The organism is Aeromonas sp. R2-1 (genome assembly GCF_040908425.1).
GTDB lineage: Bacteria > Pseudomonadota > Gammaproteobacteria > Enterobacterales > Aeromonadaceae > Aeromonas > Aeromonas caviae.
Map to the genome: position 1 here is coordinate 42,007 of NZ_JBFODR010000023.1, position 21,588 is coordinate 63,594.

At 63.9% G+C, this 21,588-nt stretch carries 22 protein-coding genes; 19 read left to right on the top strand and 3 right to left on the bottom strand.

From position 1 onward, the window contains the following. Position 1: 1 nt before the first annotated feature. Positions 2 to 1,534 (top strand): histidine ammonia-lyase, encoded by a 1,533-nt coding sequence (hutH, locus tag AB5Y80_RS06395; RefSeq protein WP_368172676.1) that lies wholly within the window; start codon positions 2 to 4, stop codon positions 1,532 to 1,534. A 193-nt stretch (positions 1,535 to 1,727) separates the two neighbouring features. On the opposite strand, the gene AB5Y80_RS06400 is transcribed toward hutH, so the two are convergent. Together AB5Y80_RS06400 and AB5Y80_RS06405 are read right to left on the bottom strand one after the other, a co-directional pair. Next, the gene (locus AB5Y80_RS06400; RefSeq protein ID WP_010672612.1) at positions 1,728 to 2,825 is read right to left on the bottom strand and encodes a calcium:proton antiporter; all 1,098 of its coding nucleotides are present in this window, start codon (positions 2,823 to 2,825) and stop codon (positions 1,728 to 1,730) included. A 151-nt stretch (positions 2,826 to 2,976) separates the two neighbouring features. Further along, positions 2,977 to 4,512, bottom strand: a complete 1,536-nt coding sequence (locus tag AB5Y80_RS06405; protein ID WP_368172677.1) for an EAL domain-containing protein — start codon at positions 4,510 to 4,512, stop codon at positions 2,977 to 2,979. Positions 4,513 to 5,025: 513 nt separating this feature from the next. On the opposite strand from AB5Y80_RS06405, the gene AB5Y80_RS06410 reads away from it, so the two are divergent. Then, the gene (locus AB5Y80_RS06410; RefSeq protein ID WP_368172678.1) at positions 5,026 to 6,945 is read left to right on the top strand and encodes an EAL domain-containing protein; all 1,920 of its coding nucleotides are present in this window, start codon (positions 5,026 to 5,028) and stop codon (positions 6,943 to 6,945) included. Here AB5Y80_RS06410 and AB5Y80_RS06415 read toward each other — a convergent pair. Next, a complete protein-coding gene (locus tag AB5Y80_RS06415) occupies positions 6,942 to 7,856 on the bottom strand; it encodes a 1-aminocyclopropane-1-carboxylate deaminase/D-cysteine desulfhydrase (protein WP_368172679.1) in 915 nt (304 codons plus the stop codon). The genes AB5Y80_RS06410 and AB5Y80_RS06415 overlap by 4 nt on opposite strands. A 120-nt stretch (positions 7,857 to 7,976) precedes the next feature. Here AB5Y80_RS06415 and AB5Y80_RS06420 point away from each other — a divergent pair, with 120 nt between their 5' ends. The 17 genes from AB5Y80_RS06420 to AB5Y80_RS06500 all read left to right on the top strand — a co-directional run bounded on the left by AB5Y80_RS06420 (position 7,977) and on the right by AB5Y80_RS06500 (position 21,569). Further along, positions 7,977 to 8,840: a hypothetical protein gene (locus tag AB5Y80_RS06420; protein ID WP_041214302.1), complete on the top strand. Its 864-nt coding sequence runs from the start codon at positions 7,977 to 7,979 to the stop codon at positions 8,838 to 8,840. Further along, positions 8,840 to 9,433 (top strand): PilN domain-containing protein, encoded by a 594-nt coding sequence (locus tag AB5Y80_RS06425; protein ID WP_048208876.1) that lies wholly within the window; start codon positions 8,840 to 8,842, stop codon positions 9,431 to 9,433. Before AB5Y80_RS06420 ends, AB5Y80_RS06425 begins: the two co-directional genes overlap by 1 nt. Beyond that, positions 9,433 to 10,080 carry an MSHA biogenesis protein MshJ gene (locus tag AB5Y80_RS06430; RefSeq protein WP_368172680.1) on the top strand — a complete coding sequence of 216 codons (648 nt, stop codon included), beginning with the start codon at positions 9,433 to 9,435 and terminating at the stop codon, positions 10,078 to 10,080. Before AB5Y80_RS06425 ends, AB5Y80_RS06430 begins: the two co-directional genes overlap by 1 nt. Before the next feature lie 28 nt (positions 10,081 to 10,108). Then, the gene (locus AB5Y80_RS06435; RefSeq protein WP_042015443.1) at positions 10,109 to 10,438 is read left to right on the top strand and encodes an MSHA biogenesis protein MshK; all 330 of its coding nucleotides are present in this window, start codon (positions 10,109 to 10,111) and stop codon (positions 10,436 to 10,438) included. A gap of 70 nt (positions 10,439 to 10,508) precedes the next feature. After that, a complete protein-coding gene (mshL, locus tag AB5Y80_RS06440) occupies positions 10,509 to 12,185 on the top strand; it encodes a pilus (MSHA type) biogenesis protein MshL (RefSeq protein WP_010672620.1) in 1,677 nt (558 codons plus the stop codon). Further along, positions 12,164 to 12,346, top strand: a complete 183-nt coding sequence (locus tag AB5Y80_RS06445) for a hypothetical protein (RefSeq protein ID WP_124244044.1) — start codon at positions 12,164 to 12,166, stop codon at positions 12,344 to 12,346. The genes mshL and AB5Y80_RS06445 overlap by 22 nt, the downstream gene beginning before the upstream one ends. Further along, a complete protein-coding gene (locus AB5Y80_RS06450; RefSeq protein WP_368172681.1) occupies positions 12,337 to 13,227 on the top strand; it encodes an ExeA family protein in 891 nt (296 codons plus the stop codon). The genes AB5Y80_RS06445 and AB5Y80_RS06450 overlap by 10 nt, the downstream gene beginning before the upstream one ends. Then, on the top strand, positions 13,224 to 14,360 hold the full coding sequence (locus AB5Y80_RS06455; protein ID WP_368172682.1) for a tetratricopeptide repeat protein: 1,137 nt from the start codon (positions 13,224 to 13,226) through the stop codon (positions 14,358 to 14,360). Before AB5Y80_RS06450 ends, AB5Y80_RS06455 begins: the two co-directional genes overlap by 4 nt. Positions 14,361 to 14,433: 73 nt before the next feature. Further along, positions 14,434 to 16,146, top strand: coding sequence for an MSHA fimbrial ATPase MshE (gene mshE / locus AB5Y80_RS06460; protein ID WP_069652318.1), 1,713 nt, complete (start codon positions 14,434 to 14,436; stop codon positions 16,144 to 16,146). A 47-nt stretch (positions 16,147 to 16,193) separates the two neighbouring features. After that, positions 16,194 to 17,417 (top strand): type II secretion system F family protein, encoded by a 1,224-nt coding sequence (locus AB5Y80_RS06465; protein ID WP_368172683.1) that lies wholly within the window; start codon positions 16,194 to 16,196, stop codon positions 17,415 to 17,417. A gap of 75 nt (positions 17,418 to 17,492) precedes the next feature. Next, positions 17,493 to 17,954 (top strand): hypothetical protein, encoded by a 462-nt coding sequence (locus tag AB5Y80_RS06470; protein WP_301480514.1) that lies wholly within the window; start codon positions 17,493 to 17,495, stop codon positions 17,952 to 17,954. Positions 17,955 to 18,031: 77 nt separating this feature from the next. Next, the gene (locus tag AB5Y80_RS06475) at positions 18,032 to 18,691 is read left to right on the top strand and encodes a type II secretion system protein (protein ID WP_041201421.1); all 660 of its coding nucleotides are present in this window, start codon (positions 18,032 to 18,034) and stop codon (positions 18,689 to 18,691) included. Between the two features lie 19 nt (positions 18,692 to 18,710). Further along, positions 18,711 to 19,154: a prepilin-type N-terminal cleavage/methylation domain-containing protein gene (locus AB5Y80_RS06480; RefSeq protein WP_069652315.1), complete on the top strand. Its 444-nt coding sequence runs from the start codon at positions 18,711 to 18,713 to the stop codon at positions 19,152 to 19,154. Positions 19,155 to 19,216: 62 nt separating this feature from the next. After that, entirely contained in the window at positions 19,217 to 19,696 is a 480-nt protein-coding gene (locus tag AB5Y80_RS06485; RefSeq protein WP_368172684.1) for a Tfp pilus assembly protein FimT/FimU, read from the top strand. After that, positions 19,683 to 20,255, top strand: coding sequence for a prepilin-type N-terminal cleavage/methylation domain-containing protein (locus AB5Y80_RS06490; protein ID WP_368172685.1), 573 nt, complete (start codon positions 19,683 to 19,685; stop codon positions 20,253 to 20,255). The genes AB5Y80_RS06485 and AB5Y80_RS06490 overlap by 14 nt, the downstream gene beginning before the upstream one ends. Next, complete coding sequence (locus AB5Y80_RS06495; RefSeq protein ID WP_080770036.1) at positions 20,255 to 21,112, top strand: PilW family protein; 858 nt, start codon at positions 20,255 to 20,257, stop codon at positions 21,110 to 21,112. The genes AB5Y80_RS06490 and AB5Y80_RS06495 overlap by 1 nt, the downstream gene beginning before the upstream one ends. Beyond that, a complete protein-coding gene (locus AB5Y80_RS06500) occupies positions 21,102 to 21,569 on the top strand; it encodes an MSHA biogenesis protein MshP (RefSeq protein ID WP_236275883.1) in 468 nt (155 codons plus the stop codon). Before AB5Y80_RS06495 ends, AB5Y80_RS06500 begins: the two co-directional genes overlap by 11 nt. The last annotated feature ends 19 nt before the right edge of the window (positions 21,570 to 21,588 follow it).

Genomic DNA, 21,588 nt, shown 5'->3' on the forward strand with positions numbered 1-21,588 from the left:
GATGTTCGAACTCAATCTGCAACCGGGCAAACTCTGCCTCGCCACCCTGCGCCGTGTCAGCCGCGAGCCGGTACACGTCAGCCTGGATCCGGCTGCCCTGGCGGGGATCCACGCCTCCGCCGCCGTGGTCACCAAGGTGATCGAGCAAAACCGGGTGGTCTATGGCATCAACACCGGCTTTGGCCTGCTGGCCAATACCCGGATCCCGGTGGAGCAGCTGGACGAGCTGCAACGCTCCATCGTGCTCTCTCATGCGGCAGGAATTGGCGAGTACATGGATGACGCCACCGTACGGTTGATGATGGTGCTCAAGGTCAACTCGCTCGCTCGTGGCTTCTCCGGCATCCGGCTGACGGTGCTCGAGGCCCTGATGACCCTTATCAACGCCGAGGTCTACCCCGTGGTGCCGAAGAAGGGCTCCGTCGGCGCTTCCGGCGATCTGGCGCCCCTGGCACACATGAGCTGCCTGCTGATCGGTGAAGGCAAGGCCCGTCACAAGGGCGAGCTGATCGACGCCGCCACTGCCCTGCAGATTGCCGGGCTGGAGCCCATCGCCCTGGCGCCGAAAGAGGGGCTGGCCCTGCTCAACGGCACCCAGGCGAGCACCGCCTTCGCGCTGGAAGGGCTGTTCCATGCCGAGGATCTCTACGCTGGCGCCATCACCATAGGGGCCATGAGCGTTGAAGCGGCGCTGGGCAGCCGCCGGCCGTTCGATGCCCGCATCCACGAGGTGCGCGGTCAGCGCGGCCAGATCGATGCGGCCGCCTGCTACCGCCACCTGCTGGTGGACGGCAGCGAGATCGGCATGTCCCACCACAACTGCGAGAAGGTGCAGGATCCTTACTCCCTGCGCTGCCAGCCCCAGGTGATGGGTGCCTGCCTGACCCAGATCCGTCAGGCCGCCGAGGTGCTGGTGTGCGAGGCCAACGCGGTCTCCGACAACCCCCTGGTGTTTGCCGAGGATGAGGAGATCATCTCCGGCGGCAACTTCCACGCAGAACCCGTGGCCTTTGCCGCCGACAACCTGGCCCTGGCCATCGCCGAGATCGGGTCGCTGTCCGAGCGGCGCATGGCGCTGCTCATCGACTCGCGTATGTCCGGCCTGCCGGCCTTCCTGGTGAACAACGGCGGGGTGAACTCCGGTTTCATGATCGCCCAGGTCACTTCGGCGGCGCTCGCCTCCGAGAACAAGACCCTGGCCCACCCGGCCTCGGTGGACAGCCTGCCCACCTCGGCCAACCAGGAGGACCACGTCTCCATGGCCACCTTCGCCGGTCGCCGGCTGGCGGACATGGCCGAGAACACCCGCGGCATCCTGGCGGTGGAACTGCTGGCAGCGGCCCAGGGGCTCGACTTCCGCGCTCCCCTGCGCTCCACCGAGCTCATCGAGCTGGCCAAGGGCCGTCTGCGGGAAGAGGTCAGCTTCTATGACAAGGACAGATACTTTGCACCGGACATCGAGGCGGCCGCCGCCCTGCTGGGCCGTGCCAGCTACAACGACCTGATCCCGGCCGGGACCCTGCCCAGCCTCTGAATTGGAGCCTGAGCAACCATAAAAAAGACCGCCCATGGGGCGGTCTTTTCATTTTCGTCTCCCGCGCCTCGCGTCGGGGCTATCGGAAGCGCGCTGCGCAGAGTGGCAGCAGGCAGGTGGTGGCTGCCTTATCCGTGTTCAAACATCCGGAACAGATAAACCACGAACAGCACTGGGGTGAGTGCTGGCAGCCTTATCCGTGTTCAAACATCAGGAACAGGTAAACGACAAACAGCACAAGATGGGTGGCGCCGTGCAGGGCGTGGGTGCGGCCGCTGCTGAAGGTCACTTTACAGACCATGAGGGTGGTGATGAGCAGCACCATGTCGGCAGGGGAGAGGCCCAGGCGTACTTCCTGCCCCATCAGGGAGCCGATGAAGAGCACGGAGGGTACCGTGAGGGCGATGGTGGCCAGCACGGAGCCGAAGTAGAGATTCATGGCCCGCTGCAACTGGTTGTTGAAGGCCGCCTTGATGGCGCCGACCGCTTCGGGAGCCAGCACGATACAGGCGACGATGAAACCACCCAGCGCCATCGGGGCTTCCATCACGTGCACCCCGTAGTTGATGGGGATGGCCAGGGTCTTGGCCAGCAGGATCACTACCACCAGGTAGGCGAGCAGCAAGAGGGTGTGATAGACGTTGCTCTGCAGCGGGCCGTGGTGATCCTCGAGATCCTCGTGATCGCTGTCGACGAAGAAGTGGCTGTGGCTGCGGGTCTGGATCAGCAGGAAGACACCATAGAGCAGGATGGAGATGATGATCAGCATCCATGACATGGCCTTGGAGAGGCTGCCCAGGGTGCCGCCCTGGGTGAAGTTCGGCAGGACCAGACAGAGCAGTGCCAGGGGAATGATGGCTACCAGATAGGATTTGACCCCGTCCAGATTGAAGTTCTGGGTGTGATAGCGCCAGCCGCCAAACAGCAGGGTGAAGCCCACCAGACCGTTGGTGACCAGCATCACCACCGCGAACATGGTGTCACGGGCCATGGTGGGATTGGGATCGCCGGTCAGCATGACGGAGGAGATCATCACCACTTCCAGGGAGATGACCGAGAGGGTCAGGATCAGGGTACCGAAGGGTTCCCCGAGCTTGATGGCGAGGGCGTCAGAGTGACGCACGACGGAGAAGATGGCCCAGGTCACGATGGCAAGCAGGGCCAGCGACACCGGCAGGTAGACCGCAAGGGGGGTTGTCTCTGCCAGCAGGTCGCTCCCCAGGGTTTTGAAGAAGAGCAGGGTCAGCAGACCGGCAGGCAGAGCAATCTCTTGTCGGATAAAAGACTTCATAGGCAGTGGTTCTCATCTCGGGGCGGCCTCGGCCGACGGGGTATGGAGCGACTTGGTGCACCCAAGGTGCACAGACCCATGATAAGGGGAGATGCTCCTCATGCGGAGCATCATTTTGTTGCAAAGGGTGAGAGGCGGGGCAGATACCGCCTCAGTGCGGGTCGGAGGGGCTGGTTGTCTCGCCCTCTTGCCATGCCATCAGCCAGATCTTCAGTTTGCTCAGGGGCATGGGCTTGGCATAGACGTAGCCCTGGATCAGGTGGACTCCGTGGCGATACAGATAATCCACCTGCTCCTGGGTTTCGACCCCTTCGGCGATCATCTCCATGCCCGATTTGAGGCCGAAGGCGATGGTGGCATCCAGCACGCTGCGCTTGAGGTCGTCCGTGCCTATGGTATCCACGAACATCTTGTCGATCTTGATCTGGCGAATGCCGAGCCGTTGCAAGTAGGCAAAGCCGCCATAACCGGTGCCGAAGTCATCCAGCTTGAAGTGATAGCCCCTCTCCTGCAGGGCTGCGATCTCCGCCATGGCCCCCTGGATGTGCTTGATGGGATCCCGCTCGGTGAGTTCGAAGGTGAGGCGGGCCGGCGAGGGCCAGCCATGGCGCTGCAACTGGGTGCGCAGACGAGGCTGCTCGATATGGCCCGCCACCAGATTGACGCTGACCCACTGGTGCGGGGCCAGGACGGGGAGATCCGCCAGGATGCGCTCCAGCAGTTGATCCGTCATCGGCAGGATCAGCCCCTGCTCCTCCGCATAGGCGATGAAGGTGCCTGGCGACACCAGATCCCGTCCTCGCTGCCAGCGCAGCAAGGCCTCGAATCCCACCACCCTTCGGTTTCTGCTGTCCACTATGGGCTGATAGAAGGGGATGAACTCCCGCCGAGCCAGCCCTCTTTGCAGCAATCCTTTGAGGGAGCGCCGGTAGTTTCTAAGGCTCCAGTAGAGGGCCGCCAGCAGCGCCCCCAGCGCCCCGGCCGACCAGAGGCCATCACGGTGTATCTGTGAGCGGGCGTAGCGTTTCAGTGCCTCGCCAGCCCAGAGGGTCTGTTCCACCTGATGCTGGGGGTCGAAACTGAGCAGCCGCATCGGGTTTGCCTCTTCTCGAATGTGCTTGTTGCCACGGGGGAAAAAGAGCCCGGACTGGGTCGGGTGCTTGTGGTTGAACTCCAGGTAGAAACAGTCGTTGCAGGGGGTGCGCAGCAGCTCATGGCTCCAGCTGCTGTCGAGCACCCAATAGGCCAGATTGCCGTTGCGTCTCGCATAGACCAGGGTTTCGCGTTCGGTATCGAACATGGGGGCCGTGCTGGAAATATGAAAGTCGGGGGAGACCGGTATGCCGGCGTCGGCAAGCTGGGGCAGGGCGGGGCCCAGGGTGGAGCAGCCGCTCCCGTTGGCAAGCTGCAGGCCGGCCAGGCGAATATGGCGGTTGTAATACTGGGGTGAGCGCAGCAGCGCCATGTCTTTGGGGCCGCAATCGAAGGCAAAGTGGGCGAGTTGAGCGGGGACATCGTGATCCAGGAGCTGGTTGCGCTCCTGCTGGTAGTCGAGCAGAGCCCTTTCCTTTGTCTGCAACAGGTGGTGAGCCAGCTTGTCGCTCAACAGGGGGGTGAGCAACAGCATCAGCAGCGGGGGCAAACAGAAGAGGCCCAGAGGAATCCATAACGGAGATCGTGCAGACATGGTGGGCCCCCTTCTTCCCTGAAATGAAACAACCCGATTGAGACTCAAGCATCATAGCATTAGCTGCATCGATTTGAGCCAAGTTGGTCACACTTGGAACAAAAACGATAATTAATTGATAAATAAAGGATATGGCTACACACCTGAACAAGATTCAATCGCTGACCTGTCATAAATGACAATTGTCCAGCTTATCTGAAGTGGCTAAAGTAGCGGTGCGGTTTGACTCACCGTGTGTTCAATACTCCTGTATCTATTTTTGTCAGTAGCACAGAGTGTTAGTTTTGATATGAGTGTTTCTTTTGGTCCCCGCTGTGGGACCATTTTTCTGTCCGCTCCTCAGCCTGTGCCCCCTCGTTCTCTCCCTTGATGCCTCTTTTGCGGCCCGCACAACGGCGCCGCATGACGCATCCGCCCGCTTATTTGCAGAAGCGGGATCTTCATCCATAGGCGGCGTTTGGTCTGGGCTGATACCATGATGCCCTATGGATGCTGTCGGCTACGGAAAGGCACATGAAACTGACCACTCAACTCGTCTCTTTTATTACGCTGTGCGTGATCTCGGCCATGGCCATGGTGATGCTCGGCGGGGTCTTCAGTTTCCGCCAGATGGGAATGGAGCTGCAGCAGAACCGGGTCGACTCCCTGGTGGAGATCATCGACAAGCAACTGGGGGTGACCGATGACCAGCAAGCCCTTGCCCGGTGGCTGCCCTCCCTGTTGCGGGCCTCCCATGTGGTGGAGCTGGAGATCCGTCAGGACAAGCAGCGGGTCTACTGGTTTCGCGATGTGCAGCAGCAGACGGACGAGAGCCTGCTGATCCCCTACAGCAAGGCCATCCCCAATCAGGCCGGCATGCAGGCCGACTTCAAGCTGGACAGGCCGTTCAAGGAGTTCGAGTACTCCATGCAGGCGATGTTCGGCATCTCCCTCGGGGTCTTCATCGTGGTGTTCGGCCTCTGGTACTCCATCCGCTGGTTGCGCCAGCAGTTGCGCGGTGCCGAGCTGCTGGCGGAGCGCGCCCAGCTGATCCTGGACGGCAAGCTCACCAAGCTGGCCCATGATCCCGCCGACGAGTGGCCCGCCTCCGCCAGCCAGGCCCTCACCCATCTGCTGGCCGAGCTGGCGGACGCGCGCAAGGAGCGCAGCCGGTTCGACAACTTCATCCGCAGCAATGCCTTCGTCGACAAGACGACGGGCATCGGCAACCGCCTCTTCTTCGACAACCGGCTGGAGAGCGCCATCATGGAAGCAAGTGTGATCAGCGGCGGCGTGCTGCTGATCGAGCTGGCCGGTCTGGAGGAGCTGGATCCCGAGCTGAGCGGGCGCCCGAGCCAGGAACTCCTGATGGAGGCGAGCGCCACCATCGCCGCCTTCGTGCGAAAGCACAGCGGAGCCCTGCAGGCGCGCTATGCCGGTCAGGTCTTTGCCGTGCTGCTGCCGAACATGTCAGAGAGCGAGATGGTGGACGGTGCCAGCCAGTTGCTCAAGAGTCTGCAGCGGCTGCACTGGCCCGAAGCGGTCAATGCCGACACCGCAGTCTATCTCGGTGCGGTCTGCTATCAGGCACAGGATTCCCTGCTCAAGGTGCAGGAAGAAGCGGAGCTGGCGCTCAAGAGCGCGCGCCTGCAAGGACACAGCGGCTGGTTCCTGTTCGAGAAATCCCTCAACGAGGAGGCGAGCAGCAAGGGAACGGTGCGCTGGCGCACCCTGATCAGCCGTCGCATCGAGGAGCAGGGCATCGACTTCTACGTCCAGCCTGTGCAGCAGGAGCGGGATCAGGTGGTGTTGCAGCAGGAGCTGCTCATCCGCCTTCACGACGAGCAGGGCCGGGAGCTGCAGGCGGGGGTCTTCATGCCCATGGCGGAGAAGGCCGGTCTGCTGCTGCCGCTGGACAGGCTGGTGGTGGCCCGAGCCTTGCGACTGCTGCGCCAGCGACCGGCATCGAGCTGCCCCATCAGCCTCTCTCTGTGCGCCCAGAACCTGCTCACCCGCGAGTTCCAGCGCGAGCTCTTCTTCGAGCTGTTCCAGTTGCCGCGCAGTACCAACGAGGGGTTGATCCTGCAGTTGTCGGAGTCCCAGGTGACCCGCCACTACGAAGCCCTCAAGCGGCCGCTTCGGGCGATGCGCATGCTGGGGTGCAGGCTTGCCATCGATCATGCGGGCCAGGACGTGGTGAGCACCCAGTACATCAAGGAGTTCGAGATCCACTTCCTCAAGCTGCACCCCAGCTTGGTGCGGGAGATCCACCTGCGCCAGGTCAACCAGATGGCGGTACGCAGTCTGGTGGGGGGCTGTGCCAATACCCAGGCCCGGGTCATCGCGGTGGGGGTGGAGAGTGGCGACGAGTGGAAGATGCTGCGACACCTGGGCGTGCATGCCGGTCAAGGTCCCTGGTTTGCCGACCCCGAGCCCCTCAACCTGCCTGACTAGCGTCCCGGCCGGGGTGACAGGCGGCCCTGCTCCTGCAGGCCCGCCAGCCCCTGCAAGCCACCGGTGTGGATGAAGATGATCTTGCTGCCGCGCGCAATGCGGCCTGCCGCCAGTTCGCGAAACAGCCCCCACATCGCCTTGCCACTGTAGATGGGTTCCAGCGGCAAGCCGGTTTCGGCACTGAATGCCTGCACCCATTGCCAGAGTGCCGGACTGAACCTGGCATAGCCGCCATCGTGGTGATCCAGCGCAATGCGCCAGCCCGGAGTAGTGGCCGCTGCCGGATGCAACCGGCATACCTCGCCGGTGATGAAGTCGGCCCCCTTGAGCACCGCGATGGCCAGGATCTGCTCCTGCGCCCGCTTGCCCGCGATGAGCCCCGCCAGGGTGCCGCCGCTGGCGCAGGGCAGCACCCAGAGATCCGGCGAGAAGGGCACCTCGTCGACCAACTCGGCCACTCCGGGGATGGCCAGCGGGCTGCTGCCTCCTTCCGGTACCAGCAGGGTGTCGTCATCCTCGAACCGGGCAAGCCATTCGGGATCCTGGCGCCGGCGATAGTTCTGGCGGTCGACAAAAACGAGATCCATGCCCCAGCCTTTGGCCGCTTTCAGGGTGGGATTGCTGACGGTATCCCCTTCACCGCGTATGATGCCCGTGGTACGCACTCCCAGTCTGAGTCCTGCTGCGGCCAGGGCGTGGATGTGATTGGAGTAGGCGCCGCCAAAGGAGAGGATGTGGCCCTTGCCCAGCATCTGTGCCTGTTGCAGATGGTATTTGAGCTTTCGCCACTTGTTGCCGGAGAGGGTCGGGTGGATCAGATCGTCCCGCTTGCACCAGAGCGTGACGTCATGGGCGGCCAGCAGAGGATGCCGGATCCGGTGCAGGGGGGAGGGGAGCTGAAGGGGAGCCATGGGATCGTCTCCCGTGGGTGCCAGCGTGGCCGTCGATGCGTCGTTTGTCATAAAGTTGGAGGCTAATAGCCTGTTTATGTTAAGGTTTAGTCCGTTTTACGCGGCCAGGTGAAGATCCAGATGAAGTCACTGTTCAGGCGTTCTCCCTCCAGCCATCAGGTCGGGATCCTGCTGGCCAGCGATCGCATTCTGCTGGCCTGCGTGGACCCCGTTCCCGTGTTTGCCAGCCAGCCTGTCAACGGCCCCCACGACTGGTCCAAGGCCCTGGCCGAGCTGTTTTCCCGGCACGGTCTGGCCAAGTCTAAGGTGCGGGTGGCCCTCGCGGCCAGCCTTTATCAGCAGATCCAGATCGACAAGCCCGCCGTCCCCGATGCCGAGATGGCGGGGGCCCTGCCCTGGGCCATCAAGGATTTCGTCAACGAGCCGGTGTTGCAGCTCGCCATGGATTATGTGGACCTGCCGACGCCCCCTGCCGGGCGTCCGCGCATCAACGTTGTCTGCATGCCCAAGAGCCGGGTGCAGCAGGTGGCGGATGCGGTCAACGGCGCGGCGACCCTGGAGGCCATCGTCAGTGACGAGCTGGCCATGACGGCCCTCTACGAGGCGGACCAGATGGTGCGCATGCTGCTCTGGCAACCCCGGGGGCAGGAGCTGCAACTGCTGGTCTTCCATCGGGGTGGACTCTGTTTCTCCCGCCAGTTGCGCGGATTTGCGAGCCTCACCGGCAGCCATGAGCCAGATGCCGACCAGCTCGACGCGCTGGCGCTGGAGATCCAGCGATCCATCGATTATCTGGCCGGCCATCTCAAGCTGCCCGAGCCCGGCCAGTTGCAATTGGCCATCGCCTCCTCCGCCATGGGGGTACTGGTGCGTCACCTGGAACAGACATTCGGTTTCCCGGTGTCGGCCATGGCAAACAAGGCGGTATTGGCGGGAGTCGAATACCTCAGTGCCTATGGCGCGGCCCTGGGCAGGAGCGACTGATGAAACACCATATCAACCTCTATGGCGCCGAATTCCGGCCAAGACGCCTGTGGGCCAGCCTGCCCCAGATGGCGTCGGTCTGGGGCGGCGTCCTGGTGCTGCTGCTGGGGGCCACCCTCTTCTATGGCTGGCAACAGCAGGGCCTCGATCGTGAATTGGCTGGCGTGCGGGCACAGCTCGACGTGCAGCGCGGCGAGGCCAGGCGTCTCGATGCGGAGCTGGCGCGCCATCTGGCGAATGCAGACTTGCAGCGGCAACTGGCCGACAAGCGGGAAGAGCTGGGGGCGAAACAGGCGCTGATGCAGCAGCTTGGCCACCTCTCCCTGCAAAAATCCCAGGGCTATGCGGGGGTGATGGCGGACCTTGCCCGCCTGCGGGATCCCCGTCTCTCCCTGCAACGGATCGAAATTAGCGACGGGCGGATCAACCTCGCGGGCGTGGCCGAACGCAGTCAGGACGTGCCCGCCTGGGTGAACCGCTTCAAGCAGACCCCCTCCCTGGCGGGCAAGCAGTTTGGCGAGCTCACCCTGAGTCGGGACAAGGAGGGCCAGCTTGCCTTCCAGCTCAGTGGCATAGCGCGGGAGACTCCTTGATGGACATGAAGGCACAATGGCAGGGATGGGCGCAGCAGATCGCAGCCCTCAGCCTGCGCGAGCGGATCCTCATTCTGTTGACCGGGGTCGTGCTGCTCGGGGCCATGGGCATCTATGGCTGGCTGGATGACGCCGACACCCGGCTGGGCCAGGATCGGCTGGCCCTGGTTGCGGCGCAGCGGGATCTGGAGATCCTGACCCTGGAAAACCAGGGCAAGCAGGCCAGGCTGGGGCGGGATCCCGATGCCCAGGTACGCGAGCAGCTCGCCGGCGTAGAGACGTCTCTGCGCCAGATGGATGCCGAGCTGCTGGCTCAGACGGTGGATCTGATCCCCGCCCACGAAATGCCCGCGGTGCTGGAAGCCCTGTTGTCCCGCTCCGCCAACCTGCATATGCTGGCGCTCACCTCCCTCAAGCCCGAGCCGCTGATGGCCGGGGAGCAGAAGGTGAACCTGTTCAGGCACGGCATCCGGCTTCAGCTGGAGGGCGGCTATTTCGATGTCTACCAGTACCTGAAAGCGCTCGAAGCCCTGCCTCGGCACTTCTACTGGAAGGGCTTTGACTACCGGGTGGTCGAGCATCCCAAGGCGGCGGTAGCGATGGAGATCTACACCCTCAGCACCAGCAAGGAGTTCATCCGTGGTTAAGCGGCATGTCGGCGGGACGGGATCCCGCATTTTTGCCTTCCCATCCTGGCGCTGGCTGGCCCTGTGGGGGAGCCTGCTCGCGCTGCAGGCCCAGGCCGAGGTGCTGCAGGATCCCACCTTGCCCCTGGCGGGATCCGGCTCGGCGGCGAGTGTCGCCAAGGAGGCCGGTCTGCCCAGGTTGCAGAGCGTCATCCTGGGGAGCGGGCCTGCCCTGGCGGTGCTCGACGGTCAAAGCTACCGGGTCGGCCAGCAGGTCAACGGATTCCGGCTGGTGGGGATCAGCGCCGACAGCGTGGTGCTGGAAAAAGCGGGCAAACGCCAGACACTGACCCTGTTTGGCAGCAAGATCCGGATGTGAAGTGGGTGTCGCACGGGATGGTGCGGGCCAGGTTTGTCGAGTTTCATAGCGAGTCAGGTGCACGAATAACATGAAAAAACACCCTTTTTGTCTGCTTCCCCTCGCGCTGGCGGTGGCGGGTTGCACTACCTATCGTCACCCCGAGCCGGTACAGGCCAAAGATGCACTCAAGCAGGCGATGAGCGAGCAGAGCCCGACCGCCCCCCTGACTTCCCTGCCGCCCTCGGTGCAGAGCGAGCTGTTGCAGCTCAATCGTCCTCAGCAGCCGATGACCATTCCCGAGAAGCGGATGCGCATCGCGGCCCATGACGTGGACGCGGTGGAGTTCTTCGGCTCCCTGTTCAAGGGCTCCCGCTACAGCGTGGCGGTCCATCCCGGTGTGGCGGGTGTCATTTCGGTAGAGCTCAAGGATGTGACCCTGCAGGAGGCGCTGGCGACCGTCGGCGACATGTACGGCTTCGACGTACAGCGCAAGGGCAACGTGTTCCACGTCTATCCCGCCGGTCTGCGCACCGAGACCATTCCGGTCAACTACCTGATGATGGCCCGGCGCGGTCTCTCCCGTACCTCGGTGAGCACAGGCGGGGTGACGGCCAACGACAACAACAATGGCAATAACAACAACTTCGACAACGGCCTGAACAACAGCGGCAACAACAACAGCCAGGGCAACACCGCCAGCGGTGACAACAACACCAACAGCAACGGCACCCGCATCGAGACGGACAGCAACAACGACTACTGGACCGATCTGCGGGATGCCCTGCAGACCCTGATCGGCACAGGGGAAGGGCGGGCCGTCATCACCAGTCCCCAGGCGGGCCTGGTCACGGTGCGTGCCTATCCCAAAGAGCTCAAGGCGGTGCGCGAGTTCCTGGACCAGTCCGGCGAACACCTCAAGCGCCAGGTGGTGCTGGAGGCGCGGATCCTGGAAGTGTCCCTCAACGAGGGTTACGAGCAGGGGGTGGACTGGAGCGGCCTCTCCGCAAGCTGGGACGGCGGCAAGGGCATCACGGGGGGCGGCTCCCTCATGGACAGCCCCATCGCTTCGACCCCCAACCAGATCTTCCGGGCTTTGGGGGGCGGCGCCGGCTTCACCATCTCCGATGGCAACTTCAACGTCGCGGTCAGCCTGCTCAAGACCCAGGGGGACGTGAACACCCTCTCCAGCCCGCGCGTGACGGCCACCAATAACCAGAAAGCGGTGATCAAGGTGGGGACGGACGAATACTTCGTCACCAACGCCTCTACCACCACCACCACCTCGGGGACTTCGGCCCCCATCGTCACCCCGAACGTGGAGCTGACCCCCTTCTTCTCGGGGATAGCCCTGGACGTGACGCCCCAGATCGACGAGCAGGGCAAGGTATTGCTGCATATCCACCCCTCCGTCATCGACACCGAGGAGCAGAGCAAGACCATCAACGTCGGCACCGCCGATCCCCTGGTGTTGCCGCTGGCCAAGAGCTCCATCCGCGAGTCCGATACCGTGGTGCAGGCCAACAATGGGGACATCATCGTCATCGGTGGTCTGATGAAGACCGACAGGCAGGAGATTGTCAGCAAGGTGCCCCTGCTGGGTGACATCCCCTGGGTCGGCGAGGCCTTCACCAACCGCCGGGAGAGCAACCGCAAGGTGGAGCTGGTGATCCTGCTCAAGCCCACCGTGGTGGAAAAGGACACCTGGCAGAAAGAGCTGCAACGCTCCTCCGAGCTGCTCGACAAATGGTATCCCCCCAAGGGCTGATCCGGGATGACGCGCCTGTTGAGCACTCCTTCTCCCATGTGGTGGCGCCTCCCGGCTGCTGCCAGTCTGCCCTGCCCGACGGCGGTGGCGCCATGTCGCTGATCCGGGGCTGTCTGCGGCTGCGCGCCCTGGACTCTGGCCGGGAGGGAGCATGTATCTGAGTCACTTCGGACTGCGGGAGGCCCCCTTCGGCCTGACCCCGAACACCGGTTTCTATTACGGCCTGCCCCCCCACGAGGAGGCCATGCAGGTGCTCAACTGGGCGCTCTCCCAGGGGGAGGGGTTCATCAAGGTGACCGGCGAGGTCGGCACCGGCAAGACCCTGCTCTGTCGCAAACTGCTGAGCGAGCTCGGCTCCGAGGCCTGCCCGGTGCGCCTGGCCTGGCTGCCCAACCCCCATCTCACTCCGGGGGAGCTGCGCACGGCCCTGGCCCTGGAGCTGGGGTTGACGTTGGCGGGGGAGAGCGAGCTGGATCTCACGGATCGTATTCACCGCCATCTGATCTCCCTGCATCGGCAGGGGAGCAGGGTGGTGGTGCTGATCGACGAGGCGCAAGCCCTGCCGGACGAGACCCTGGAGGCGATCCGGCTGTTTGGCAACCTGGAAACCGAATCCAGCAAGCTGCTGCAAATCGTGTTGTTCGGCCAGCCCGAGCTGGATGCCAGGCTCGGGCAGCCCCGTCTTCGCCAGTTGCGCCAGCGCATCGGTTTTTCCTACCGCCTGCGGCCGCTGCGGCTCGACGAGACCCGCGCCTATCTGGAGTACCGGCTGCAGGTGTCCGGCTATCGCGGGGCCGCCCTGTTCGATGGCCGCGCCCTGCGCAGGCTGTGGCGCGCATCCCGCGGCATTCCCCGCCTCATCAACATACTGGCGCAGAAGTGCCTGATGCTGGCCTATGGCCGCGGTGTGCGGCGGATCGACAGCGCCCTGGTCCGGCTCGCCATCCGGGATACCGATGATGCCCGCCTTGGCCGTCTCACCCTCTGGTGGCCCCTGTTGTTGTTGCTGGGCACCGCCCTGGCGTATGGAGTCTGGTCATGAGCGTGATCAATCAGATGCTGAAAGATCTGGATAGGCGTCAGCAAGAGGCCGAGGGCGCCGCCGTCTATGTGGCGCCGGTGCGCCAGCAAGGCTGGTGGATGCTGGTGCTGACCCTGCTGTGTACCCTGGCCCTGGGGATCCTCGGCTGGCGCACCTGGATCTTCTGGCAGCAGAGCCAGCGAGCCTCCCTGCCAGCGGCGCAGGTCGAGGCCCTCCACACTGCCCCTGCGGCGGCGCCATCCTCGCCCCTGGCCGTGGTGGCCACCACGCAGGCGGTCTCCTCTGCCGCGCCAGTGGCAAAGGTGCCCGCCGCCGGTGCCGAGTCGACCGCCGCGAGAGTGGCCCCCTCCGTAGCCGAGCAGGTTCCGGCCGATGAGGCCGTGCTCGCCGATGAGGGCAATCCGGAGGAAGCGCTGGGGGACGAGACGATCCCGAGCGACGAGGAGCTGCAGCCGGACCTCTATGCCGAGCTGGCCGCGGAGCAGAGCGCCGAAGAGGCGCCTGCACCCGCCGCGCCGCGCAAACCCGGGATCCTGAAGATCGAAACGGTGGAACTCTCCGACGCCGAGCTGGCCACCCTGGCCGAGCGCAAGGCGACCACGGCCATGGCCAAGGGACGGATGCAGGAGGCGCAGGATGGCTACTACGAAGTGCTGGCCCACGATCCCCACAACCAGGGGGCGCGGGAACAGCTGGCGGGCCTGCTCTATGGCGCCGGACGGCTGACCGAGGCCGCCCAGGTGCTGGAAGAGGGGCTGAGGCTGGATCCCGCGCAGGCGGACCTGCGTCTGCTGCTGGCCCGTGTGGCCATCAGCGGCGGGGATCGGCAGAAGGCGCTGGATTGGCTCACCGGCTATCAGCCCGATATCGCCAGCAATCTGGATTATTACGCCACCTGGGCCGGTCTTGCCCAGGAGCTGGGGCAGCCTGTCCAGGCGTCCGAGATGTACGTCAGGCTGCTGCGCCAGCAGCCGGATCAGGGGCGCTGGTGGCTGGGACTGGGGGTGGCGGAGGATGGTCAGGGACACCGTCAGCGGGCACTGGATGCCTATCGCAATGCCCAGTTGCACGGCAATCTGGGGGAGGCCTCCACCCAATGGCTCGAACAACGAATTGGCCAGCTGACCAATTGATAGAACGGCAGTTCGATGAGCCCATGCCATCGGACCAGGCAGCGGGCGTGAAGCAACAGAGATCGGAGCAACAATGGCACAACCCAGACTGAAAATGCGCCTAGGCGACTTGCTGGTACAGGAACAGATCATCTCGGATGATCAGCTGCAGCTCGCCTTGCAGCAGCAGCGCCAGACCGGCCGCAAGCTGGGGACCACCCTCATCGATCTCGGCTTCATCAGCGAGGTGCAACTGCTGACCTTCCTCGCCCGTCAGCTGGATGTGCCTTTCTTCGATCTCAACAACCTCACCATCGACGTCTCGGCCGTGGCGCTGTTGCCCGAGGTGCAGGCGCGTCGCTACCGGGCGCTGGCCGTCAACCTGAGCGACGACAAGGTCACCGTGGTGATGTCGGATCCGGCGGATCTGAGCGCCCTCGACGCCATCGCTGCCCTGCTCAGCCCGCGGGAGCTGGTGCTGGCCGTGGCCCGTGAAGGCCAGCTGCTGGAGTATTTCGATCGCCTCTATCGCCGCACCCGTGAGATAGAGAACTTCGCGGTGCAACTGCACGAAGAGCACCAGGAGACCGGCTTCGAGCTGGGGGCCGGCAGCCTCAATGCCGCAACCGACGAGGGGGAGGCGACGGTGGCCAAGCTGCTGCGCTCCCTGTTCGAGGACGCGGTACAGGTGGGTGCCTCCGACATCCATATCGAACCGGACGAGAAGGTGCTGCGCATTCGTCAGCGTATCGACGGCGTGCTGCACGAGAACATCCTCAACGAGGTGCGCATCGCCCAGGCGCTGGTGCTGCGCCTCAAGCTGGTGGCCGGGCTCGACATCTCGGAGAAGCGTCTGCCCCAGGATGGCCGCTTCAACATGAAGGTGCGCGGCCGCGACGTGGATGTGCGGATGTCCACCATGCCGGTGCAGTATGGCGAGTCCGTGGTGATGCGGCTGCTGGATCAATCCTCCGGCATCTTGTCGCTCGCCGAGACCGGGATGCCCCCCGCCATCCTGACCCGCTTCCGCCGTCAGCTCAAACGCCCTCACGGCATGATCCTGGTGACAGGCCCGACCGGTAGCGGCAAGACCACGACGCTCTACGGTGCCCTCTCCGAGCTCAACCAGGCCAGCCACAAGATCATCACGGTGGAAGACCCGGTGGAGTACCGTCTGCCCCGCATCAGCCAGGTGCAGGTCAACCCCAAGATAGGGCTCACCTTCTCCCAGGTGCTGCGCTCCACCCTGCGCCAGGATCCGGACATCCTGCTGGTGGGGGAGATGCGGGACAACGAGACGGTGGAGATCGGCCTGCGCGGCGCCATCACGGGCCACCTGGTGCTGACCACCTTGCACACCAACGACGCCGTGACCAGCGCCCTGCGTCTCATCGACATGGGGGCGCCCGGCTATCTGGTGGCGAGCGCCCTGCGGGCCGTGGTGGCCCAGCGCCTGGTGCGGCGGGTGTGTGAACACTGCGCCTGCGAGACGGCGCCGGACGAGGGGCAGGCCACCTGGCTATCCGTGCTTTCCGGTGAAGCGCCGGGGCAGCATCGCTATCGCAAGGGGCGGGGTTGCCAGAGCTGCAACTTCACCGGCTACGCGGGCCGGATCGGGGTGTACGAGCTGCTGGAGCTGGATCAACCCATGATGGATGCCCTGCGCCGCAACGATGCCGAGGGGTTTGCCCGGGCGGCACGGGCGCACGAGCACTACCGTCCCCTGGCCCTGACGGCGCTCGACTATGCCCGCGAGGGGATCACCTCGGTGGACGAGGTGCTTCGGCTGGCCGAGGACCTGGGGTAACGCATGAGGCATCTGGATCGTACTGAATCACTCTGCCGGGGTCGCCCATGAATCGTTTTGCCTACAAGGGGCGTGACAGCCAGGGCCAGGCCGTCAGCGGCGTGGTGGAAGCGGTGAGCGAGCTGGCCGCCGCCGAGCAGCTGATGCGCCGCGGAGTGATGCCCACCGAGCTGAAGGCCGGCAAGGCCAGGTCTGCCAGCATCGACTGGTCGCTGCTGCTGGAAGGGAGCGTCAAGCTGGAGGAGCTGGTGGTCTTCAGCCGCCAGATGTATGCCCTGACCCGGGCAGGCATCCCTATCCTGCGCGCCATCGCGGGGCTGGAGGAGAGCGCCCACAGCAAGCCCCTCAAGCGGGCGCTTCACGCCCTGGGGGAGGATCTGGCCAACGGCCGGCCGCTGTCGAGCGCGATGCAGTCGCACCCGAAGGTGTTCAGCAGCCTTTTCGTGGCCATCATCCACGTGGGGGAGAACACGGGTCAGCTGGAGGAGGCCTTCCTGCAGCTCGCCAACTATTTCGATCTGGAGCTGGAGACCCGCAAGCGGATCAAGACCGCCATGCGCTACCCCACCTTCGTGCTGATTGCCATCGCCGTCGCCATGGTGATCCTCAACATCATGGTGATCCCCGTCTTTGCCGGGATGTTTGCCAAGTTCGGGGTGGAGCTGCCGCTGGCGACCCGTATCCTGCTGGCCACCTCCCACTTCTTCGTTCACTACTGGTGGCTGCTGCTCGCCATCCTGGTGGGCGCCGTCGTCGGCTGGCGACGCTGGGTCGCCACCACCAAAGGCAGGCTGGCCTGGCACAGATGGCAGCTGCGGCTGCCCATCGTCGGCTCCATCATAGAGCGCTCCCTGCTTGCCCGTTTTGCCCGCAGCTTCTCCATGATGCTCAAGGCCGGCGTGCCGCTCAACACGGCGCTGACCCTGGTGGCCGATGCGGTGGACAACGCCTGGATGGCGGGGCAGATCCGCGACATGCGGGGCGGCATCGAGCGAGGGGAAAGCCTGCTGCGCACCGCCGGGGCCAGCGGCCTCTTCACCCCTCTGGTGATGCAGATGATCGCGGTGGGGGAGGAGACCGGCCAGGTGGACGAGCTGCTGCACGAAGCGGCCGAGTATTACGAGCGTGAGGTGGATTATGACCTCAAGAGCCTCACCGCCCGCATCGAACCCATCCTCATCGGCATAGTGGCGGTCATGGTACTGGTGCTGGCGCTGGGTATCTTCACTCCCATGTGGGACATGATGCGGGCAGTGAGGGGTCAGCCGTGAGTTATCTGTGCAACCAGCATCTTCACTCTCCCAATGGCGGGGAGATGATGCGGGCCGTGCGGGGCAAGTGATGCGATGAGCAGACAGTCCGAGCAGGATGAGCGCTGGCTGGGAGGCTACAGGCGGTTGATCGCCTGCATCCTGCTGCTGGTCATCCTTGCCACCCTGGCCCTGAGCTATCGCAGCCACAGGGAAGCGGCGCTGGCGGTCAGCCTGACCCTGCTGGGGGAGCAGTTTGCCGAGCGAGTCCAGGGGCTGCACGGGCGCTGGCTCGATGAGCGGCGCCCCGCCGTGCTGTATGCAGAGGGGCGGGCCTGGCAGTTTGATGGACGGGGCTGGCCGCTGGCGGTGTTGCCGCTACAGTCACCGTCCGAGAACTGCCGCGGGCTCTGGTCGGCCTTGCTCGGCCAGGAGGCGCTGTCGATGCCCACCCTGCAGGTGCTGGCTAGCCCGGATGGGGAGGGATGCGAATTTGGTTGGGAGGCTAACTGGTTGATCTATCGCTTCGCCGACGGCAGTTTGCTGAACAAATCTTGAACAGTATCGTTCTAGCGTCTCGGCGACATGATTTTTTTCTATCTGCATGAAATAATGCGGAACATTACGGAGGCAGCATGGCAACAAAGAGAGTGATACCCGGCCAGGGGCCCGGTCAGATGGCCGGTTTTTCCCTGATTGAGCTGGTGATCGTCATCGTGATCCTGGGGATCCTGGCCGTCACCGCCTTGCCCCGTTTTCTCGATGTGACCGACGAGGCGAAGAAGGCGAGCGTGGAAGGGGTGTCCGGCGGTTTCGCCACCGGAGTGTCCCTGGTGCGGGCCCAGTGGGAGGCCGAGGGGCGTGCCAGGCAGGATGGACTCAACACCGTGCTCTATGACGGCTCGCGTTTCTATCTGACCACGCCGACCGACAGCCAGGTCAGCAATGGCGAGCTCTCTCCCGGGTATCCCATGGACACGGCAGCAAGCGGCACGCCCGATGTGGATCCGGCCAGCCTGACGGCGGCCCGCTGCCTCAATATTTGGGAGGGGTTGTTGCAGAATCCTCCCAAGGCTACTGCCCGTTTTGACGAGGTGCGCGGTAGCGGCAATGACCTGAAGTTCTATGCCACGGTGAGCAACAATGGACTGGATTCGGTCTGCCGTTACTATCTGGTCAACAGCCTGAGCAAGGGAAGTGATGGACGTTATCAGGACCCGCAAGGGAGCACGGATGCGTTCATGAGTTTCAGTTATCGCCCGGCCTCCGGCCAGGTGACCACCAATATCAATTGATAAACCGAGGAAAGACGTAATGAAAAAGCAATCGGGCTTTACCCTGATCGAACTGGTGATTGTCATCATCATCCTGGGCATTCTGGCGGTCACCGCCGCGCCCAAGTTCCTGAACCTGCAGGATGATGCGCGTCTGGCCGCCGCCAATGGCGTGAAGGCCTCCCTGCAAAGCTCTTCACAGCTGGTCTACAGCAAGGCTGCTATTCAGGGTATTGAAAGCTCCTCAGGTGCTGTCTCTGTAGCTGGCCAAACTATCGACACACGTTTTGGTTACCCTGTGAATGCTGATGCTGCTAAAACAGTCGCACTGGATGGTTGGAGTGAAGTGTCTGGTACTCCGGGGACCTTCAAACCGAGTAACGAACCAAACAGCAAGTGCGAAGTGAAGTATGACAATGAAGGTGCGATCGTGAATTCTGGCGATGTGCCTAGCATTACTGTAAATGATGAGTGCGGAAAATAACGTATTCATTGTTAGAGAACGCGAGGCTCTGAGCCTCGCTTCTTTTTTCTACTGAGGTTGCGATGACAATAAGTCGTGGTTTCACCCTGATAGAACTGGTGATAGTGATCCTGTTACTCGGGATTCTGGCCGCCTTTGCCGTGCCCAAGTGGCTGGGCAAAGGCGGCTTTGAAACCCATACCCTGCGTGACGAGCTGGTGGCCCGGCTGCGGCTGGTGCAGACCATGAACATGCAGGAAGGGGAGGCGCGCTGCACCCAGCTGGTGGTGGAGCCGAGCCGCTTCGGTCATCTGACCCTGCTTGGCAGCTGTACCCCCAAGCCCATCTCCGGCTGGAGTGCGGACGAGCAGAGCCGGGGGCGAGTCATCACCGCCTCCGGCGGCCTCTCCCTGCCTCAAGGGAGCTTTTCTTTCGACAAGCGCAGCGGCCGTCCGCTTTCACCCTCAACCTGCGTCAATGGCTGCAATCTGGCGGTGAGCAGCGGGCAGGAGAGCGCCCGGCTGCGCATCGAGCCGGAAGGTTATATCCATGCCCTCCCTTAAGGCCCGGTGCGGCTTCACCCTGATCGAGTTCGTGGTCGGTATTGTGCTGCTGGCCGTCGCCCTGACCGGCATCCTGGGGCTGCTTATCAATCAGGCTCCCCAGGCGGTGGATCCGGTGCAGCAGGTACGCGCCGCCCAGCTCGCCCAGCGCATTCTCGGCGAGATGCTGGAGAAGTCTTTCGACGAGCATTCCGATCACAACGGCGGCCGTTTTCGCTGTGGCGAGACGGCCGGTGTGCCCGCCTTTACCTATCCCCCCTGCACGGCGAGCGCCGACTATGGCCCCGATGGTGGCGAGACCCGCCCCTACGGGTTCAACGACGTGGACGATTTCGACACGGCAGGCCGCTGGGTGGACGCCAACTACTTTACTCAGGCCTCGGCCGCGAGCAGCGAGGAGGAGTATCGACGCTACCAGGTGAAGATCGCGGTGGTGCCGGATACCCTCTTTGGCAGCGCGGGGGAGGGGGCTGAGTCCATCGGCAAGCGCATCACCCTGACCGTGCGCCTGCCGGACGGGAGCGAGCTGGTCTTCGGCCTCTATCGGGGGAACTACTGATGGGCAAGCCACATTCCCGTGATGTCGCGTGGGAACACCCATGTGCCAGACTCGCCCGTGACCGCGTCCGACCCGGGCGTGAGGGGGGCTTCACCTTGGTGGAGCTGGTGATGGTGATCCTGCTGCTCGGGGTGATGGCGACATTTTCCAGCCAGTTTATCGGCATCGGTACCCAGATCTACGGAGATGCCAGCCGCCGCGAGCAACTGATGAGCGATGCCCGTTTCGCCCTGGAGCGGCTCAATCGCGAGGTGCGCGACGCGGTCCCCGGTTCGGTGCGGGTCGAGGACGAAGGGGGCGGTGCCCAGGAGCAGGGGGCCTGTCTGCGGTTCTGGCCCATCGCTACCGCTGGCCGCTACCTGGAGACGGCGAGCAGCACAGTGCTTCGCATCGTCGAGCCTGTCACCATGCCGGCAAAGGAAGATACGGCCATCATCTATCCGCTGCCTGACACGACCTCTGGCAGTACCATCACGCTGGACAAGGGGTGTGTGCAGGGGCGTTGCACTGCCAGAGTGACCGAGGTAGGAACTCCCGTCTCCGGGGCCGTGCCGCTGACCCTGGCTGGTGCGCTCGCCAAGGACTCCCCGGGCCAGCGCATCTATTTTGCGAACCAGCAGGTGCTCTATTGCGTGAGAGGGGGCAACCTCTGGCGCATGGCCAAGTCCCTCGACGACACCCTGAGCAGCAGCGAGACCACCCGGTTGATGGGGGAGCATATTCGTCCCGCCGCCTATTACTTCTATCGGGAACCCGCCGCCTTCAACCAGAGCGAGGTGGGGCTGCGGCTGGAGTTCGAGCAGCGCGACGAGCGCGTCGTCTTCCACCACAAGCTGGAGACCCTCAATGTGCCCTGACACTCCCACCATGGTGAGGTCCCAGCGGGGCAGCGCCATCCTGATCGCGCTCTTTGTCATCGTCATCATGGCCCTGCTGGCGGCGGCCATGGGGCGTTTCCTGGTGGACAGCAGCGAGAAGCATACGGTGGAGGTGCGCGGCGTGCGTGCCCTGATGGCGGCCCAGAGCGGGCTCGAAGTTGCACTGTACCGGCTCTATCCCAATGGGGAGTGGCAGGGGCAGGCCAGCCGGTGCGTCCCCGTGGCGCTCGACTTCACCGAGCCCGGGCTTGCCGGGTGTCAGGCCAGCATCACCTGCAACAGGGTGACGGTGAGTGCGGCCGGCGGGACCCAAACCGGATACCGATTCAGCAGCGAAGGGCGCTGTGGCCAGCCCGATGCCGGCAGCGGCCCGAACCCCGATTTTGCCGTCAGCCGCACCCTGGTGGCGGAAGCTTTTGATGGAGTGACGCCATGAGCCCCCTGCCAAGGAGCCA

Excerpts from the sequence above, each read along its gene's own strand:
- AB5Y80_RS06490 (WP_368172685.1), top strand. The coding sequence starts at position 19,683 with ATGCCCTCCCTTAAGGCCCGGTGCGGCTTCACCCTGATCGAGTTCGTG.
- AB5Y80_RS06475 (WP_041201421.1), top strand. The coding sequence starts at position 18,032 with ATGGCAACAAAGAGAGTGATACCCGGCCAGGGGCCCGGTCAGATGGCC.
- AB5Y80_RS06410 (WP_368172678.1), top strand. The coding sequence starts at position 5,026 with ATGAAACTGACCACTCAACTCGTCTCTTTTATTACGCTGTGCGTGATC.
- hutH (WP_368172676.1), top strand. The coding sequence starts at position 2 with ATGTTCGAACTCAATCTGCAACCGGGCAAACTCTGCCTCGCCACCCTG.
- AB5Y80_RS06485 (WP_368172684.1), top strand. The coding sequence starts at position 19,217 with ATGACAATAAGTCGTGGTTTCACCCTGATAGAACTGGTGATAGTGATC.
- AB5Y80_RS06465 (WP_368172683.1), top strand. The coding sequence starts at position 16,194 with ATGAATCGTTTTGCCTACAAGGGGCGTGACAGCCAGGGCCAGGCCGTC.
- AB5Y80_RS06470 (WP_301480514.1), top strand. The coding sequence starts at position 17,493 with ATGAGCAGACAGTCCGAGCAGGATGAGCGCTGGCTGGGAGGCTACAGG.
- mshL (WP_010672620.1), top strand. The coding sequence starts at position 10,509 with ATGAAAAAACACCCTTTTTGTCTGCTTCCCCTCGCGCTGGCGGTGGCG.
- AB5Y80_RS06405 (WP_368172677.1), bottom strand. The coding sequence starts at position 4,512 with ATGTCTGCACGATCTCCGTTATGGATTCCTCTGGGCCTCTTCTGTTTG.
- AB5Y80_RS06420 (WP_041214302.1), top strand. The coding sequence starts at position 7,977 with ATGAAGTCACTGTTCAGGCGTTCTCCCTCCAGCCATCAGGTCGGGATC.
- AB5Y80_RS06500 (WP_236275883.1), top strand. The coding sequence starts at position 21,102 with ATGTGCCCTGACACTCCCACCATGGTGAGGTCCCAGCGGGGCAGCGCC.
- AB5Y80_RS06430 (WP_368172680.1), top strand. The coding sequence starts at position 9,433 with ATGGACATGAAGGCACAATGGCAGGGATGGGCGCAGCAGATCGCAGCC.
- mshE (WP_069652318.1), top strand. The coding sequence starts at position 14,434 with ATGGCACAACCCAGACTGAAAATGCGCCTAGGCGACTTGCTGGTACAG.
- AB5Y80_RS06415 (WP_368172679.1), bottom strand. The coding sequence starts at position 7,856 with ATGGCTCCCCTTCAGCTCCCCTCCCCCCTGCACCGGATCCGGCATCCT.
- AB5Y80_RS06495 (WP_080770036.1), top strand. The coding sequence starts at position 20,255 with ATGGGCAAGCCACATTCCCGTGATGTCGCGTGGGAACACCCATGTGCC.
- AB5Y80_RS06480 (WP_069652315.1), top strand. The coding sequence starts at position 18,711 with ATGAAAAAGCAATCGGGCTTTACCCTGATCGAACTGGTGATTGTCATC.
- AB5Y80_RS06400 (WP_010672612.1), bottom strand. The coding sequence starts at position 2,825 with ATGAAGTCTTTTATCCGACAAGAGATTGCTCTGCCTGCCGGTCTGCTG.
- AB5Y80_RS06445 (WP_124244044.1), top strand. The coding sequence starts at position 12,164 with ATGGTATCCCCCCAAGGGCTGATCCGGGATGACGCGCCTGTTGAGCAC.
- AB5Y80_RS06450 (WP_368172681.1), top strand. The coding sequence starts at position 12,337 with ATGTATCTGAGTCACTTCGGACTGCGGGAGGCCCCCTTCGGCCTGACC.
- AB5Y80_RS06455 (WP_368172682.1), top strand. The coding sequence starts at position 13,224 with ATGAGCGTGATCAATCAGATGCTGAAAGATCTGGATAGGCGTCAGCAA.
- AB5Y80_RS06425 (WP_048208876.1), top strand. The coding sequence starts at position 8,840 with ATGAAACACCATATCAACCTCTATGGCGCCGAATTCCGGCCAAGACGC.